Annotated in this window: 11 protein-coding genes and 1 tRNA gene; 2 read left to right on the top strand and 10 right to left on the bottom strand. The window is 73.1% G+C overall.

What is annotated here, in order from left to right:
* Nucleotides 1-37: 37 nt before the first annotated feature.
* The gene (locus HEP81_RS24270) at nt 38-1,486 is read right to left on the bottom strand and encodes an MFS transporter (RefSeq protein WP_037651423.1); all 1,449 of its coding nucleotides are present in this window, start codon (nt 1,484-1,486) and stop codon (nt 38-40) included.
* A gap of 174 nt (nt 1,487-1,660) precedes the next feature.
* Between HEP81_RS24270 and HEP81_RS24265 the strand changes: the two genes are divergently transcribed.
* Nucleotides 1,661-1,735, top strand: a tRNA-Cys gene (locus HEP81_RS24265).
* A 127-nt stretch (nt 1,736-1,862) separates the two neighbouring features.
* Here HEP81_RS24265 and HEP81_RS24260 read toward each other — a convergent pair.
* From HEP81_RS24260 to HEP81_RS24230, 7 genes are all read right to left on the bottom strand, one after another.
* Nucleotides 1,863-3,023 carry an SUKH-4 family immunity protein gene (locus HEP81_RS24260; RefSeq protein WP_037651421.1) on the bottom strand — a complete coding sequence of 387 codons (1,161 nt, stop codon included), beginning with the start codon at nt 3,021-3,023 and terminating at the stop codon, nt 1,863-1,865.
* Between the two features lie 148 nt (nt 3,024-3,171).
* The gene (locus HEP81_RS24255) at nt 3,172-5,475 is read right to left on the bottom strand and encodes a xanthine dehydrogenase family protein molybdopterin-binding subunit (protein WP_037651419.1); all 2,304 of its coding nucleotides are present in this window, start codon (nt 5,473-5,475) and stop codon (nt 3,172-3,174) included.
* The gene (locus tag HEP81_RS24250; RefSeq protein WP_037651417.1) at nt 5,472-8,450 is read right to left on the bottom strand and encodes a 2Fe-2S iron-sulfur cluster-binding protein; all 2,979 of its coding nucleotides are present in this window, start codon (nt 8,448-8,450) and stop codon (nt 5,472-5,474) included. The genes HEP81_RS24255 and HEP81_RS24250 overlap by 4 nt, the downstream gene beginning before the upstream one ends.
* Nucleotides 8,447-9,340 (bottom strand): FAD binding domain-containing protein, encoded by an 894-nt coding sequence (locus tag HEP81_RS24245; protein ID WP_037651415.1) that lies wholly within the window; start codon nt 9,338-9,340, stop codon nt 8,447-8,449. Before HEP81_RS24245 ends, HEP81_RS24250 begins: the two co-directional genes overlap by 4 nt.
* Before the next feature lie 292 nt (nt 9,341-9,632).
* Nucleotides 9,633-11,330 (bottom strand): beta-N-acetylhexosaminidase, encoded by a 1,698-nt coding sequence (locus tag HEP81_RS24240; RefSeq protein ID WP_078967133.1) that lies wholly within the window; start codon nt 11,328-11,330, stop codon nt 9,633-9,635.
* Nucleotides 11,331-11,519: 189 nt separating this feature from the next.
* Nucleotides 11,520-11,813: a DUF3039 domain-containing protein gene (locus HEP81_RS24235; RefSeq protein WP_037651876.1), complete on the bottom strand. Its 294-nt coding sequence runs from the start codon at nt 11,811-11,813 to the stop codon at nt 11,520-11,522.
* A 29-nt stretch (nt 11,814-11,842) separates the two neighbouring features.
* Nucleotides 11,843-12,415, bottom strand: coding sequence for a YqgE/AlgH family protein (locus HEP81_RS24230; protein WP_037651413.1), 573 nt, complete (start codon nt 12,413-12,415; stop codon nt 11,843-11,845).
* A gap of 271 nt (nt 12,416-12,686) precedes the next feature.
* Here HEP81_RS24230 and murA point away from each other — a divergent pair, with 271 nt between their 5' ends.
* Nucleotides 12,687-14,027: a UDP-N-acetylglucosamine 1-carboxyvinyltransferase gene (gene murA, locus HEP81_RS24225; protein ID WP_037651411.1), complete on the top strand. Its 1,341-nt coding sequence runs from the start codon at nt 12,687-12,689 to the stop codon at nt 14,025-14,027.
* A gap of 185 nt (nt 14,028-14,212) precedes the next feature.
* On the opposite strand, the gene HEP81_RS24220 is transcribed toward murA, so the two are convergent.
* Nucleotides 14,213-14,494: an HU family DNA-binding protein gene (locus HEP81_RS24220; RefSeq protein ID WP_014673024.1), complete on the bottom strand. Its 282-nt coding sequence runs from the start codon at nt 14,492-14,494 to the stop codon at nt 14,213-14,215.
* Nucleotides 14,495-14,803: 309 nt separating this feature from the next.
* A complete protein-coding gene (locus tag HEP81_RS24215; RefSeq protein WP_037651408.1) occupies nt 14,804-16,219 on the bottom strand; it encodes an NAD-dependent malic enzyme in 1,416 nt (471 codons plus the stop codon).
* Nucleotides 16,220-16,535: the final 316 nt, after the last annotated feature.

Genomic DNA, 16,535 nt, shown 5'->3' with positions numbered 1-16,535 from the left:
CCACCCTGAGCGCGTGATCAGGGGCAGGACCACGGGATTACGAGCCCGCCGGAGCCGTCTTCGCGGTGGCCGGCCGGTCCCCGCTCCCGCAACGGGTCGCCACCCACACACCCGCCAGGGCCACCACCGCCATGGCGAAGAAGACGACGGCGAACGCGGCGGGGTGGGCGGCGGTGCCGCCGCCGAGGGCCGCGAAGGCGGCGCCCGCGGCGGCGAGGAGGAGGGCGTTGGAGAGGGCGTCGGAGATCTGGAGGGCGGCGGAGTTGGCACCGGCCTCCTCGGGGGCGGACAGGCGCAGCAGCAGGACGCTGGTGGAGGAGATCACCAGGCCCATGCCGAGGCAGCCGAAGGCCCAGACGACGGCGACGATCCAGGCCGGTACTGCGGGCAGCAGCACGCTCGGCGCGGTCGCCAGGGCGGCGACTACCAGCACCATCCCGGCCGTCATCAGCCGCTCCCGGTACGGCGCGAGGCGCGGCCGGGACTGGAGCCAGGAGCCCAGCGCCCAGGTGCCGCCGCCCGCGGCCAGGGAGAGTCCGGCGAGCGTCGGCGACAGGCCGCGCTGGGTGACGAGCATCAGCGGCACGAAGGACTCGGCGGCGACGAACGATCCGGCGCACACCCCGCGCAGCAGGACGACGGAGGGCAGACCGCGGGCGGCGCGGTAGGTGCCGCGCGGCAGCAGGCCGAGGACGGCGGGGACCAGCAGAGCGGCGCCGGCCGCGGCGGGGACCAGGGAGAGGGGGCGCAGGTCCTGGGCGGCGTACTGGACGAGCCCGGCGCCGAGGGCGATACCGAGGGCGAGCCGGATGCGCCGGCGGTCGAGGGGGGCGGGGGCGGCCTCCGCGTCGACCGGTCCCGACGCCCGGCGGCGTATCTGGGGCAGGGCGAGGGCCAGCGGGAACACGACGAGGACGGGGATGCCGAGGAAGACCCAGCGCCAGCCGAGCTGTTCGGTGACGGCGCCGGAGGCGAGGGGGCCGACGATGGACGGCACGACCCAGCCGGCCGCGAACGCCGCCATGATCGCGGGGCGCAGCCGCTCGGGGTAGGCGCGGCCGACGACCACGTACAGCGCGACGATGACGAGGCCGCCGCCGAGTCCCTGTACGGCGCGGCCGAGGATGAACACCCACATGGTCTGGGCGGTGCCGGCTATCACCAGGCCCGCGGCGAAGGAGCCGATGCCGGTGGTCAGCGCGGCGAGCGGGCCGCGGCGGTCGGCCCACTGACCGGCCAGGACCATGCCGAAGAGGCTGGTGGTGAAGAAGCCGGAGAACGCGAAGGCGTAACTCGCCACGCCGTTCAGTTCGCGGGCCGCGACGGGCATGGCGGTGCCGACCGCGGTCGCCTCGAAGGCGATCAGGAACACGACGGACACGATGCCGACACTCAGCGCCCGATGGGCCCGGCCCAGCACCCCGCCGCCCTGCTCGAAGCCTTCTTCCACCACGACGTCGTCGACCCGGGACCCCAGCACACTCATGCCCGCCAGGGTAAGGCCCACAACCCCGAATGACTCCTGTCAAAGGTCGCAGCTCCCTCTGCGACCTTGGACCTAGTCCGCCCTCCCATGAACGCCGTATGGCAGTCACATTGCATCCGGCCCGGATCCCTTGAGCACCCCTTCGCCCCCGCCATACGGTCGTCCCATCAACACGGCCGTGTGCCCGAGTGGTTCAGGGGCTCGCCTGCAAAGCGAGTTACGTGGGTTCGAATCCCGCCACGGCCTCCAAGCGCTGGCCGAGCGCGCCGGAGCGGTTCAGGGGCTCGCCTGCACCGCATCCATCGGCGAGCTCCGCTCGCGGGGAGTTACGCGGGTTCGAATCCCGCCACGGCCTTTTTCGACGGGCGGGGTGTTCTCAGAGCACCCCGCCCGTCTCGTCCTGGAAGGTGTCCGTCCAGAAGTGCCAGGTCGTGCCCGGGAGGGTGGCGGTGGGGTCGAGGGTGGTCAGGGTGTGGAGCATGGCGGCGGCCAGTTGGTCGTAGGAGGTCGTCGTCAGTTCGTGGGAGAGGTGCTGGTCGATGGTGCGTTCGTGGTGGAGGAGCCAGAGGGTGAACGCGAGGGTGGAGACGTCGGTGTTGAGGGGGTAGAGGGCGGCCTCGGGGGCGGAGAAGGTCAGTACCGCGCCCGTGCGGCCGTCGACGACCAGGCTGTGGTCCTCGACCAGGTGGCCGAGGCGGATCAAGTGGTCGCAATGGGCCGGGAGTTCGGCCAGGGGATAGTCGGCGCGCTCCAGGGTGAAGTACTCGCGCAGCGTCGGCAGCGGGGCGTCCGGGTCGGTGAAGAAGAGGACCGCCTCCTCGGGCAGCCCGGTCTCGCACAGGAAGCGGCGGGTCGGCTCATGGGTGAGCGTGACCGGGAAGTCGACGTCCTCGAAGCGGGCCACCCTGCCGTGCCCGAACTCCTGGTCGAGGACGCGCGCGGGGATGTCCAGGGTGAGTCCGGACCTCGCACCGGGGCCCGCGGCGAGCGCGAGCGGGCGGATCAGGGCCGCCGCCTTCCAGTACGGCGGCACCCGGCCGTCCGTGCCCTCCTCGAAGAGGGCGAGCAGCCTGCGGGACGCCTCGGCGACCGTCCGCGGGCCGTACTGCCCGGCCAGCGAGGCGAACCGGCCGCGCAGGCCCGCCAGTTCCTCGGTGAGGGCGGCGAACCGCAGCAGCGTGTCCAGGGACGGGGCGAAGGGGCGCCATGCGGCGGGGTCCCGCAGATACGCCGTCGTGATCTCGCCCGTGTCGCCGTCGAGGAGGATCGACTCGCGCTCCATGCCGACCGGATTGAGCAGCTCACCTATCACCAGGCGGTCCCGCAGCTCCTCCGCCAGATGGAAGGGGCCGTCCGCCGCGTCCGCGAGGGTGCGCAGACCGTGGGCGCGCAGGGTCGAGAAGGTCAGCACATCGGTGACGGCGGGCAGCCCGGGGCCCGCGAGCAGTCCGCGCGTCGCGGCATGCGTGACATGGCGGTCCAGCTCGGCCTCGGTCAGCGTGATCGCCGCTGTCCCGGCATCCGTCGTCGTACCCATCGCTCCCCCGCGATCGTGCCCGTGCGTGACAAAGGCATGAGCGCCCGTGCCCCGGCTCCCCCACCGCTGAGCACACTACGCCGCCCCACTGACAACGCCCCCTCGACAGAGGGACGTCGGGCGGCCCCGAGGCGTTGCGCGGCGACGGTCAGCGGTCGGTGACCACGGCCGCCTGGGGGCGGATCGGGAGCCGGTTGACCGGGCGCCCGGTGGCCGCGCGGACGGCGGAGGCGATGGCCGCCGGCGACGTCACCACCGGCACCGCGCTGACCGACTTGGCGCCGAACGGCGCGACCACGTCCCGCTCCTCCACCAGCTTGACGATCCGGATGTCCGGCACGTCCAGGGCGGTCGGCAGGGCGTACCCGGTCAGATCGGGGTGCCGGATCAGCCCGCGCGGGGTGCGCAGGTTCTCGGTGAGCGCGATGCCCACGCCCTGGGTGACGCCCGCCTCGATCCGGGCCGCCAGCTGGGCGGGGTTGAGCACCCGGCCCACGTCCTGGGCGACGGCCAGCTCCACCACCCGCACCGAGCCCAGCTCGATGTCCACGTCCACCACCGCGCGGATCGCGCAGAACGCCAGGCCCACGAACGCGTCACCCTGCCCGGCCGCGTCCAGCGGCTCCGTGGGATGCGGACGGCACTGCGCGGTGGCCCACAGCTCCTTGCCGTCCAGCGCCTCGGTGACGGTGGTCGAGAGCACCCCGTCGTACGAGGTGATCTTGCCGTCGTCGATCTGGAGCAGCTCCGTCGACATGCCGAACTTGTGGGCCAGCGGCTGGAGAAGCTGGGTGCGGACCATCTTCGCGGCCCGCTCCACCGCGCCGCCCGACACCCAGGTGTGCCGGCCCCGGCTGCCCGGTCCTGACGGCGGCTGGTCGGTGTCGACCGGGGCGACCCGGACCTCCTCGATGCCCAGGGTCTCCTGGACGATCTGGCGGGCCAGCGTGGTGAATCCCTGACCGGCCTCCACGGCCGCGCACAGCACGGTCGCGATGCCGTCGTGGACCTTGACCGTCGCCGTGGACACCTCGTCGGCGCCCTCCCCGCCGAGCATGTGCACCATGCCGAGGCCGTAGCCGACGCCCCGGCGCACCGCGCCCGGCTCCCCCGCGCCCTCGGGTCCGCCGGGCAGCAGCCAGTCCTCCTCGGGGGTGTCCTTGGGCAGCTCCGGGAGCGGGAAGTCCCGTACGGCCTGGAGGAGTTCGGCGACCGGCGCGGGGCAGGTCACGGTCTGGCCGATGGGCAGCACATCGCCGGTCGCGAGGGCGTTGCGCAGCCGCAGTTCGGCCGGGTCCACGTCCAACTTGCGGGCCAGCTTGTCCATTTGGGCCTCGTACGCGGCGCACACCTGCATCGCGCCCTCGCCGCGCACATGGCCGGAGGGCGGGTTGTTGGTGCGGACGGCCCAGCCCTCGATGAAGGCGTTCGGCACGACGTACGGCCCGCACGCGAAGGAGACGGCGGCCGCCAGCGCCTCCGCGGAGGTGTCGGCGTACGCGCCCGCGTCGAGGAGGATCTGCGCCTCCACCTTCACCAGGTTGCCCTCGGCGTCCGCGTGATGGCGGTAGCGCAGCAGGGTGGGGTGGCGGTGGGCGTGACCGAGGAAGGACTCCTCGCGGCTCGCGGTGAGCTTCACCGGGAGGCCGGTGCGCAACGCCAGCAGGCCGAGCGGGAGTTGGAAGCTCCCGTCCTCGCGGTCGGCGGTGGCGCCGGGCACCCCGGTGACCACGATCTTCACCCGATCCGGGGACAGCCCGAAGCAGGCCGCGGCGGTGTCGCGGTCGTGGTGCGGGTCGGTGGAGGCCAGGTACAGCTCCACCCCGCCGTCGGGGCGCGGTACCGCGAGTCCGGCCTCGGCGCCGATCGGGGCGGGGTCCTGGCGGCCGATCCGGTACAGCCCCTCGACCACGACCTCGCCGGCCGCGTCCGCGTCGCCGTGGCGCAGCGGGATGTGCCGGATCAAGTTGCCGTCGGGGTGCAGGGGTTCGGCCTCGAACGCCTGCTCGGGGTCGGTCACCGGGTCGAGGATCTCGTACTCGACGATGATCGCGGCGGCGGCCATCCGCGCGGTGTCCGGGTGGTCGGCGGCGACGGCGGCGATGGCCTCGCCGTGGTGCCGTACGACCTCGGCGGCGAACACCGGCCGGTCGGGGGTGCCCCGGCCGTGGCGGGGGGCGCCGGGCACGTCCTCGTGGGTGATGACGGCGCGCACACCGGGCATCTCGCGGGCGTGGGAGGTGTCGATGGACACGATCCGGGCGTGTGCGTGCGGGGAGCGCAGGACGGCCGCCCAGAGCAGGCCCTCGGCCCACAGGTCGGCGGCGTACGGGAAGGTGCCCTCGGTCTTGGCGCGGGCGTCCGCGTGCGGCAGCGAGACGCCGAGGCCGTGCAGTACCTGCTCGGGCTCGGGGGCGGGTTCCGCGGTGGCGGTGGCGGCTTCGTCGCTCACGCCTGGCCTCCGTCCTGGCCGTAGTGCTGGTCGTACGGGCCGGGCGTGTCCCCGTAGCCGTCCGGGGTGGGTGGCGGCGTGTCGAAGACGCCCGGCGCCTCGAACACCGACGGGCCCATGCCGCCGGAGCCGGGGCCCGCCTGGTGCGGTACGCGCGCGTCGTCTGCGTCCGCGGCCGTCTCCGGCTCGGGGGCGTGCGCGCTCTCGCGTTCGGCGACGACCTCCTGGACGGCCTGGACGACGCCCCGGTAGCCGGAGCAGCGGCACAGGTTGCCGCACAGGGCCTGCCGGGTCTCCAGTTCGGTGGGCGCGGGGTTGCCCTCCAGCAGGTCGTGCACGGTCATCGCCATGCCGGGCACGCAGAATCCGCACTGCACGGCACCGCACCGGGCCAGCGCCCGCTGCACGTCCGAGGGGTGCCCGTCCTGGGCCAGCCCCTCCACGGTGCGCACCTCGGTGCCGGCCGCGGTGACCGCGGGCACCAGGCAGGAGGCCACGAGCCGCCCGTCGACCTGCACGTTGCAGGCCCCGCACTCGCCCTGCGAGCAGCCGTCCTTGGCCCCGGCGAGGCCGAGCCGCTCGCGCAGCACGTAGAGCAGCGACTCCCCGATCCAGGCGTCGGTGACGGGCCGGTCGGCGCCGTTCACCCGCAGGACGAAGGAGGCGAGGGGGTGGTCGTCGTGGAGCGGGAGGGGCGCGGGCTCCGGCTCTTCCGTCGCCTCGGGGGCTTCGGATGCCTCGGCCTGCTCGGGCTCGGTGCCGGCGTGTTCGACCGCCTCCGGCGCGGGGGTCGGCGTGTCGCCGTCGTGCGCCGGAGCGGGCTCCGTGGGTACGGCGGGCGCGGGCACGGGCGTGTCGGACCGCTGCCCGGGAACGCCGGGCACGGCCGCGCCGGACCGCTGTTCGGGTACGACGGGGGCGACGGGTACGGCCGGGTCTGCGGTGGATGCCGGGGTGCCGTGCGCCGGCGTGGCGGCCGGGTCGGGCGCCGTCTCCGGCCGCGTGGCGGCCTCGGGCGCGCTGTCCTGGCCCGTGTGCTCGGCGGGACCGTCGACGGGGGGCGTGGCCGGGCCGTGGCCGTCCGGGCCCACGGGGACGCCCGCGGGCGGCGTACGGTGCTCGGCCGCGGCGTCGCCCCTCGGGTGCGCCGGGTGCCCGTCCGGGGAGGGGTACGACGGCTCGCCGGAGGGCGCGGGGAGATGCGCGGCGGCGGGGTGGCCGCCGGGCTGGGCGTGTCCCGTCTCGGGGTCCGGCTCCGGGCCGGGCTCCAGCCCCTGCTCCGGGTGCGCCGAACCGGGGTGACCGGCCTGTTCGTGGCCCCCCTGCTCACGGACCGACCGCTCATGGCCCAGCTGCTCGTGCGCGCCCTGCTCGGGTCCCGGTACGGCGCCGTCCTGAGGATGCGCACTGGGCGCGTGCCCCGGCGCGTGACCCGCCTGCGGCACCTGACCGCGCCCGGCGTCCGGGCGCCCCGGCTGCCCGTGTCCGGGCCGGCCGAACGGGCCCTCTACGCGCCCGTCCCCGCCGTGCCGGCCGTCCTGCCCGTGCGCGGCGTGCTCCTGCGCCCCGGCCCCGTCCGGACCCGGTACGGCCGCACCGTCCGCCTGCCCGGGCCGCTCGTAGCCGCCCTGGCCGTACGCGCCCTGTACATCGGCGCCCTGTGCCTGCCCGGCGGGGTCGTGCGCGCCCGGCGCCATCCCGGACTGCTCGGCGCCGCCCTGCTCGTACACACCTTGTGCGTCAGCGCCCTGCGCAGGCCCACCGAGTTCGTGCGCGCCCGGCGCGTGCCCGGACGGGTCGTACGCTCCCGGCGCCGCCTCGACCCGCTCGGCGCCGCCCTGCTCGTAGCCGCCCCGCGCGTCCGCGCCCTGCGCATGCCCGCCGGTGTCGTACGCTCCCGGCGCCACCGCGGGCTCCCCGGCGCCGCCCTGCTCGTACGCGTCGTGCCCCAGCGTGTCCTGGCCGTACGCGCCCGGCGCCGAAACGCTGTGCTCCGGCGCGCGGCCGTTCTGCTCGTGTGCGCCCGGGACGGGACCGTTCTGCCCAGGGGCGGCAGGGCCGTAAGCGGCGCCCGGCTGCTCCTGCACGGCGTGTCCGTGACCCGCCGGGCCCTGGGCGTCCTGCTCGGGACCCGCGTGCTCGTACCCGCCCTGCTCGTACCCCGACTGCTCGTACGCGGCCTGGGCGCGGGCCTGGCGGCGCGCGCGGGCGCTGCCGACCCCTTGCGCCGTGCTCTGCGCGCGCCCGGCGCGGAATTCGCCGCTCCCGGGGTCGTACGCCTCGGCGTGGCCGCTGGCCTCGGGGCCGAACGCCTCGCCCTCGACGCCCGCTCCGGTTTCGGCGCCGTACGTCTCGTGCCCGTACGCCTCGCCGGAGCCGTACGTGTCCGGTCCCTGCGCGGTCTCTCCCTGGTCGCCCCAGGGCTGGCCCGCGTTGGTGGCCCAAGGGGCCGGCGCGCCGCCCGGGAGGGTGGCGGGCGGAGTGCCGCCCCACTGCTCCACCAGGGACGACGTGGTGAACTCGCCCGATTCGTCCGGAAGTTCCCCATCGGCGACCGGGATGGACCACTGCCCGGTGACGTCGTGGCCGGGCGCGGCGGGCGCGGGCCCCTCGAAGTTCCAGTGCTGGGTGGCCGCGGGGTCGTACGTGAAGCGGTCGCCGCCCTGCGTCGCCCCCTGCCCGGTGTCCGGGTCGGGCCACTGGCCGCTGCCCTGGCCGCCGTTCGGGTCGGGCCACCGGGCGGCACCGCCCTCCGGCGCGGGCCAGCCGCCCTCGGCCGGTGCCCCCGGGATGCTCGGCGGCACATAGCCGTGGCCCGGCGCGGCCAGCGGGCTGTTGCCGGACAGCAGGGCGTCTATGCCGCCCTCGGGGAGCTTGACGAAGGCGGTGGCGCCGTCGTCGTAGTCGCCCTGGGGCAGCGGGTTCCAGCGGCCGCCGCCCTCGGGCGCGCCCTCTCCGTGCCGGTCGTCGGTCACGACAGCGCCCTCCCCAGTGCTCGTCGGGCCAGCGCGGCGACGGTGCGCCGCAGGTGCAGTACGGCGGGCGGCAGCGACGGCACCGTGCCGTCCGCCTCCGGCGCCGGGTCGGGGATGCAGGCCGCGGCGACGTACTCGCCGAAGGCGCTGAGCGCCTCGGGGACGAGCGCGCGGTCGTTGTCCCAGTCGATGAGCCGCGCGACCCACTGCTCGGCCTCCAGCGGCCGCAGCGGCATCGGCGCGATGGCCCCGACCGCGCAGCGCACACCGCGCCGGGCGGGGTCGAGGACGAGGGCCACGGAGGCCAGCGCGCGGCCGGGTCCGGTGCGGCCGGTCGCCTTCAGGAAGACCTGCGGGGCGTGCAGCAGCGGCACCCGCACGAAGCCGATGAGTTCGCCGGCGCCCAGCATCTCCACGCCCGCCAGCAGGTGCGAGACCGGGACCTCCCGGCGCGCCCCGCCCGGTCCGGCGACGATCAGCGTCGCCTCCAGCGCGGCGAGCACCGGCAGCGCGTCCCCGGTGGGCGCGGCGGAGGCGATGTTGCCGCCGAGGGTGCCCGCGTTGCGGATGTGCGGCGGTCCCGCGGCGCGCGCGGCGGCGGCGAGCGCCGGGATCAGGGCCGCGAAGTCGGGGCGGCCCATGCGCGCGAGGGTGAGTCCGGCGCCGAGCAGCGCGTGGCCGTCCTGGTACTGCCAGCCGCGGATCTCGCTGATCCGGCCGAGGCCGACCAGGGCGGCGGGCCGCAGTTGCCCGGAGTTGACGGCGGCCATCAGGTCGGTGCCGCCCGCGACCGGGACCGCGGCGGGCATCGCGGCGAGCGCCGCCACCGCCTCGTCCAGCGTCGTGGGCAGCGTGACGGCCTGCCCCACCTGCGGTGCGTGCGTGGTCAACCCGGCTGCCCCTTCCCGCTGCCCCACCTGGTCCCGCCTGTTGCGCCGTACGGTACGTGCTGACAGGGCGGACGTGGCAACTCTGGCACATCTTCGCAAGGCTCGAACGCGGGGGTCCGCTAGGAGGCATTCGCCCACCTCACCGAGGAGATGGTCCGGTTTCGCACCGCTTCACCGGTGCGCGCGAATTGCCACTCTTCGGTGAAGCTGGCGAGGTTTTTCCGCTATCTGTTCTATCCGCGTGCGTGGGGCGCCTGTTGGGGTGCACCTGGCGGGTTCCGGCCGTTCGGGATCACCTGTTGGGCGGCGGTCCGTCGAGCGGGCGGCCCGGCACACCGGGTCGCCGCTGCCACGGCCGGGGTCCGGTAGGCGGCCGGTAGGCGACGCCCAGGGCGTCAAGTCGGCGGTAGTGCGCGGTCATCCGGCGCTCGAAGTCCGCGAAGTCCCGTTCCGCGGGCGCGGGCAGCCGGCTCCAGGCGACCTCCGCGAACGCGGCGAGCCGGGGAAACGCCTGGTAGTCCACGCGCCGGGCGTCCTCCAGGACCTCGGTCCACACATTGGCCTGGGTGCCGAGCACATGGCGCGCCTCGGCCTCGGTGAGCGCGGCGGGAACGGGTTCGAAGCGGTAGACGTCCTCCAGGGTGCGCACGAAGCCGATCGGCACGGGTTCCTCGTCGCCGGGGGCCTGCCGGTGGTCCAGGTACACGTACTGCTCGGGGCACATGACGACGTCGTGTCCGGCGCGCGCGGCGGTGACCCCGCCCTCGTAGCCGCGCCAGGAGGAGACCGCGGCGCCCGGGGCGAGCCCGCCCTGGAGGATCTCGTCCCAGCCGATCAGCCGGCGCCCGCGCGCCCCGAGCCAGGTGTCGAAATGCCGTACGAACCACGACTGGAGCTGGTCCTCGTCGGCGAGGCCGAGAGCGGCGATGCGCTCCTGGGCGGCCGACGACTTCTGCCACTGGTCCTTCGGGCATTCGTCACCACCGATGTGGATGAACCGTGACGGGAACATCTCCAGGACCTCCTCGAACACCCCTTCGTAGAACCGGAGGGTGTTGTCGGTGGGGGCCAGTACGTTGGAGTTGATCCCCCAGGTGTCCCAGACGGAGAGCGCGGAGGTGTCGATGACATCGGTGTTGCCGAGTTCCGGATACGCGGCGACGGCCGCCTGCGAATGCCCCGGCACATCGATTTCCGGCACGACGGTGATATGCCGCTCGGCCGCGTAGGCGACGATCTCCCGGATGTCGTCCTGGGTGTAGTAACCCCCGTGCGGCTTCTCCTCCCACAGCGGTGAGGCCCGGTGACCGAATTTCGTCCGCGCCCGCCAGGAGCCGGTCCCGGTCAGTTCCGGATAGCGCCTGATCTCGATCCGCCAGCCCTGGTCGTCCGTCAGATGCAGATGCAGCACATTGAGTTTGTGCGCGGCCATCAGATCGAGATAGCGCAGCACCCCGTCCTTGGGCATGAAGTGCCGGGCCACGTCGAGCAGCAGCCCGCGCCAGCCGAATCGGGGGCTGTCGTGCACGGTGAGCGCGGGGAATTCCCAGGTGTCGCGGCTGCTGACGGGGGCCCGCCGGAAGGCCTCGGGCCCGAGCAGCTGCCGGAAGGTGCCCGCGGCCCAGAACAGCCCGGCCTCGCTCGCCCCGTCCAGGGTGACCACCCTGTTTTCGGCGGTCAGCCGGTACGACTCCGGGCCGCCGAGTTCGTCCGCGAGTGCGGGCACGATCCGCAGCCGTACCCGGCCGTCCCGTAGACGGCTTTCACTCTCGCGGTACGGCGCGAAGGGCAGCCCGGTCGCCGCGCCGACCGTCGACCGCAGCCAGCGGGCCACCCGTTCGGTGCCCTCGGCGGCCTCGATCCCGGTGTCCGTGTCGACCACACAGCGTGCCCCCGCCGCCGCGCCGCCCGGCACCGAGACCCGGTCCGGCGCCGGGATCAGCGCCGCCTCCCCGGCCGATGCCGCTTCCCCGCCGCCGATTTCACCCATGTGGCCTCCACGCCCCGTGTTGCACCCTGTGCAACAGCCGTTTCGCTCCGCACAACCAGTCGATCGGCAGGAAGGCTAGGACCCCCGGAACCGGCCCACAAGAGGTCTCGACCAATCGGGTATGCAAAGGGCCCCGGCGCACACCGAAGCGCGCCGGGGCCCTCGCGGGTCACCACGGGAGGCGGGGCCTTACTTGCCCTTGCCCTTGTCGCCGCCCTTGTCCTTGTCGCCGCCGCTGCCCATGGACTCGTAGATCTCCTTGCACATGGGGCACACGGGGTACTTCTTCGGGTCGCGGCCCGGCACCCAGACCTTGCCGCACAGCGCCACGACGGGGGTGCCGTCGAGGGCGCTCGCCATGATCTTGTCCTTCTGGACGTAGTGGGCGTAGCGCTCGTGGTCGCCGTCGCCGTGGGACACCTGCGGCGTCGGCTCTACGAGGGTCCCCGTACCAGTCCCGCGCTCGGGCTCAAGAGTGCTCATATTGCCCAGGGTACTGAAGCGGCCGGGCATCAGTTGAGCGAAGGGTCGTCCGGATACGTGGCCACCATCGCCAGTTCGCTGCGCTGGCGGCGCAGCACCTCGCGCCACAGCCGTTCGGGCTCCGGCGAGGACACGTCGCCGGGCTCGGACTCCACCACGTACCAGGCGCCCTCGGCCAGCTCCTCCTCCAGCTGGCCGGGCCCCCAGCCCGCGTATCCGGCGAAGATCCGCAGCGAGCCGACGGCCGGGGCGAGCAGCTCGGGCGGCGCCTCCAGGTCGACCAGGCCGATCGCGCCGTGCACCCGCCGCCAGCCCAGCGGGGCCCCTTCTCCGTGCGCCCCGCCCGGGATGACCGCCACGCCGAGCGCGGAGTCCAGCGAGACCGGCCCGCCCTGGAAGACGACACCGGGCTCGCCGGCCAGCTCGGCCCAGCCCTCCAGGATGTCGCCGACGCCCACCGGGGTGGGGCGGTTGAGGACGACGCCGAGGGAACCCTCCTCGTCGTGGTCGAGGAGGAGCACCACCGCGCGGTCGAAGTTCGGGTCCGCCAGGACGGGGGTGGCCACGAGCAGCCGCCCTGTGAGCGAGGACACCTCGGTCATGCCAGACATGATCCCGCATCTTCCCCCGGAGTGGGGAGCCAATCGGAGTGCCTGGGTGAACGCAGTTCAAGGAGCGTGGAAGCAGGCACGGCGCACACTTACGGCCGGTGACCCCGTGTGTTCGATTGCAAACGGTTCGTGTTGTGACACACCCATGACGCGACAGGGCGGTACGCGGACTTACGGACGGGGGGTGATCGGCGATTACCCTGTCCCACGGCCCGCCCGTGATCGGCGGACCCCATGCCCATCTGATCGGAACGCGAGATTCATGACCGTCAACGACGATGTCCTGCTTGTCCACGGCGGAAACCCGCTTGAGGGCGAGATCCGTGTCCGCGGTGCGAAGAACCTCGTGCCGAAGGCCATGGTCGCCGCGCTGCTCGGCAGCGCGCCGAGCCGGCTGCGCAATGTTCCGGACATCCGTGACGTGCGCGTCGTGCGCGGGCTGCTCCAGCTGCACGGGGTGACGGTCCGTCCGGGTGAGGAGCCCGGCGAGCTGGTGCTCGACCCGACGCGCGTCGAGAGCGCCAACGTGGCCGACATCGATGCCCACGCCGGCTCCAGCCGTATCCCGATCCTGTTCTGCGGCCCGCTGCTGCACCGGCTCGGGCACGCGTTCATCCCCGGCCTCGGCGGCTGCGACATCGGCGGCCGGCCCATCGACTTCCACTTCGATGTGCTGCGGCAGTTCGGCGCGACCATCGAGAAGCGCGCGGACGGGCAGTACCTGGAGGCGCCGAAGGGCCTGCGCGGTACGAAGATCACGCTGCCGTACCCGTCGGTGGGCGCGACCGAGCAGGTGCTGCTGACGGCCGTACTGGCCGAGGGCGTCACGGAGCTGTCCAACGCGGCCGTCGAGCCGGAGATCGAGGACCTCATCTGCGTGTTGCAGAAGATGGGCGCGATCATCGCGATGGACACCGACCGGACCATCCGCATCACCGGTGTGGACCAGCTCGGCGGCTACACCCACCGGGCCCTGTCGGACCGCCTGGAGGCCGCGTCCTGGGCCTCGGCGGCGCTGGCGACCAACGGCAACATCTACGTCCGCGGCGCCCAGCAGCGCTCGATGATGACGTTCCTGAACACCTACCGCAAGGTCGGCGGCGCCTTCGAGATCGACGACGAGGGCATCCGCTTCTGGCACCCGGGCGGCCAGCTGAAGTCGATCGCGCTGGAGACGGACGTGCACCCCGGTTTCCAGACCGACTGGCAGCAGCCGCTGGTGGTGGCGCTCACCCAGGCCACGGGCCTGTCGATCATCCACGAGACGGTCTACGAGTCCCGGCTGGGCTTCACCTCGGCGCTCAACCAGATGGGTGCGCACATCCAGCTCTACCGCGAGTGCCTGGGCGGCTCCGACTGCCGCTTCGGCCAGCGCAACTTCCTGCACTCCGCGGTCGTCTCGGGGCCGACCCGGCTCCAGGGCGCCGACCTGGTCATCCCCGACCTGCGCGGCGGCTTCTCCTACCTGATCGCGGCCCTCGCCGCCGAGGGCACCTCCCGGGTCCACGGCATCGAGCTGATCAACCGCGGCTACGAGAACTTCATGGAGAAGCTCGTGGAACTGGGCGCCAAGGTCGAACTCCCGGGCAAAGCCCTCGGCTGACCCCGAGCAAACAAGCAAACAGGGCGGTCCCCCTCCGAGGAGGGGGACCGCCCTGTTTCACGCCTTCGGCTGACATGCCCCGAAAGGGGCGCGGGGAACTGCGCGACCAGCCACAGCGGTCTCGCAGCCACCCACGGCGCTGGCGCGCAACGGCGCTTCGGTGAACGGCGTTGCAAGCGCAGCGCTTACTTGCCCTTGGCCGCTTCCTTGAGCTTGGAGCCCGCGGTGACCTTCACGCTGAACCCGGCGGGGATGTTGATCGGCTCGCCGGTCTGCGGGTTGCGCGCGGTACGAGCGGCACGGTGGGTGCGCTCGAAGGTCAGGAAGCCGGGGATGGTGACCTTCTCGTCGCCCTTGGCGACGATCTCGCCGACGGTCTCGGCGAACGCGGCCAGCACGGCGTCGGCGTCCTTGCGGGTCACCTCGGCACGGTCGGCCAGCGCGGCCACCAGCTCACTGCGGTTCATGTTGTTACTCCCGTGTTTTCTTGCCGTTGGGGTGCGCCACGCGGCGGTTATGCCCGTGGCACTGCGATGCCGATGCGCTCGCGCCCAGGGACGCATCCTGCCCCTACCTGCGGCGGGAAAGCCAATCCGGCACCCGTAGGAGTCGTGAGAACACCCTGGGGAGTCACACGAAAAGCGCCTGATCGGCGTCACCCTAGAGGGCACCCGGCGTCAGGTGGTTCCACGACGCGCCGGTGCGGGGGGCCACCGTGGTGATCCTCACAGCCCCCAGCACCGTGCGACACGCCGTGATCGGGCGATCCGCCCTGGTCAGACCGTTGCGCCGACCGCCTTGGCGGCCTCACGGACCGCGCCGGCGACAGCGCCCGCGACCTTGTCGTTGAAGACGCTCGGAATGATGTAGTTGGGGTTCAGCTCGTCCTCGCTGACCACATCGGCGAGTGCCTTCGCGGCGGCGAGCATCATCTCAGTGTTGACGGTACGGGACTGCGCGTCCAACAGGCCGCGGAAGACACCCGGGAAGACCAGCACATTGTTGATCTGATTGGGGAAGTCCGAGCGGCCGGTGGCCACCACCGCGGCCGTCTGGCGGGCGATCGCCGGGTCGACCTCGGGATCCGGGTTCGCGAGCGCGAACACGATCGCGCCGTCCGCCATGGCGGCCACGTCGTCGCCGTCCAGGACGTTCGGGGCCGAGACACCGATGAAGACGTCCGCGCCGCGCACGGCCTCCTTCAGGGTGCCGGTGAGGCCCTCCGGGTTGGTGTTGTCGGCGATCCAGCGCAGCGGCGAGTCGGCCGGGGCGTTCACCAGGTCCTCGCGGCCCGCGTGCACCACGCCGTGGATGTCGGCGACGACGGCGTTCTTGGCGCCCGCCGCGAGCAGCAGCTTGAGGATGGCCGTACCGGCCGCGCCGGCGCCGGACATCACGATCCGGATGTTCTCGATCGCCTTGCCGGTGACGCGCAGCGCGTTGGTCAGCGCGGCGAGCACGACGATGGCGGTGCCGTGCTGGTCGTCGTGGAAGACCGGGATGTCCAGGGCCTCGCGCAGCCGGGCCTCGATCTCGAAGCAGCGGGGCGCGGAGATGTCCTCCAGGTTGATGCCCGCGAAGCCGGGGGCGATCGCCTTGACGATCTCCACGATCGCGTCGGTGTCCTGGGTGTCCAGGCACAGCGGCCAGGCGTCGATGCCGGCGAAGCGCTTGAAGAGGGCCGCCTTGCCCTCCATCACCGGCAGCGCGGCCTTGGGGCCGATGTTGCCGAGACCGAGCACCGCGGAGCCGTCCGTCACGACCGCAACCGAGTTGCGCTTGATGGTGAGGCGGCGGGCGTCCTCGGGGTTCTCGGCGATCGCCATGCAGACGCGCGCCACGCCCGGCGTGTAGACCATGGAGAGGTCGTCACGGTTGCGGATGGGGTGCTTGGACTGCATCTCGATCTTGCCGCCGAGGTGCATCAGGAACGTACGGTCGGAGACCTTGCCGAGGGTGACGCCCTCGATGCCGCGCAGCTTCTCGACGATCTCCTCGGCGTGGGCCGTGGAGGTGGCCGCGATGGTCACGTCGATACGGAGCTTCTCGTGCCCGGACGCGGTGACGTCGAGGCCGGTCACCGAGCCTCCGGAGGACTCCACGGCGTTGGTGAGCTGCGAGACGGCCGTTCCGCTCGCGGGCACCTCCAGCCGGATGGTCATCGAGTAGGAGACGCTGGGCGCCGTTGCCATGGCCGACTTCCTCTGCTTTCACCGTGTCGCTAAGTTGTGCCGTCCGATCGTCGCACCTACCGATCAGTACGTGGTAGTCGCCCTCGGTTGCGGACGTTTTGTTCATGGGTGGCTACCGAGTGGTGCGCGTTTTCGGAAAACGACTTCCACCATACGAGAGTCGTCAGACATAAGAAAGAGGCCCACGTCACTCTGTCGTGACGTGGGCCTCCCACGTTGATGACACCGACCCGCCATGCTCGCCTCGCGGCAAGTGGTCCCTCGAAGGGACGAAGGTTGGGCCCGGGGGCTTGGATCGAGCCGGTGCCGTACCCAG

Source organism: Streptomyces griseofuscus (genome assembly GCF_014673495.1).
Lineage (GTDB): Bacteria > Actinomycetota > Actinomycetes > Streptomycetales > Streptomycetaceae > Streptomyces > Streptomyces murinus.
This window is presented reverse-complemented; position numbering and strand designations above follow the sequence as displayed.

What these genes read in the sequence shown, in the direction of transcription:
- HEP81_RS24240 (WP_078967133.1), bottom strand. Translation starts at nt 11,330, where the DNA reads ATGGGTGAAATCGGCGGCGGGGAAGCGGCATCGGCCGGGGAGGCGGCG.
- HEP81_RS24215 (WP_037651408.1), bottom strand. Translation starts at nt 16,219, where the DNA reads ATGGCAACGGCGCCCAGCGTCTCCTACTCGATGACCATCCGGCTGGAG.
- murA (WP_037651411.1), top strand. Translation starts at nt 12,687, where the DNA reads ATGACCGTCAACGACGATGTCCTGCTTGTCCACGGCGGAAACCCGCTT.
- HEP81_RS24260 (WP_037651421.1), bottom strand. Translation starts at nt 3,023, where the DNA reads ATGGGTACGACGACGGATGCCGGGACAGCGGCGATCACGCTGACCGAG.
- HEP81_RS24220 (WP_014673024.1), bottom strand. Translation starts at nt 14,494, where the DNA reads ATGAACCGCAGTGAGCTGGTGGCCGCGCTGGCCGACCGTGCCGAGGTG.
- HEP81_RS24230 (WP_037651413.1), bottom strand. Translation starts at nt 12,415, where the DNA reads ATGACCGAGGTGTCCTCGCTCACAGGGCGGCTGCTCGTGGCCACCCCC.
- HEP81_RS24235 (WP_037651876.1), bottom strand. Translation starts at nt 11,813, where the DNA reads ATGAGCACTCTTGAGCCCGAGCGCGGGACTGGTACGGGGACCCTCGTA.
- HEP81_RS24270 (WP_037651423.1), bottom strand. Translation starts at nt 1,486, where the DNA reads ATGAGTGTGCTGGGGTCCCGGGTCGACGACGTCGTGGTGGAAGAAGGC.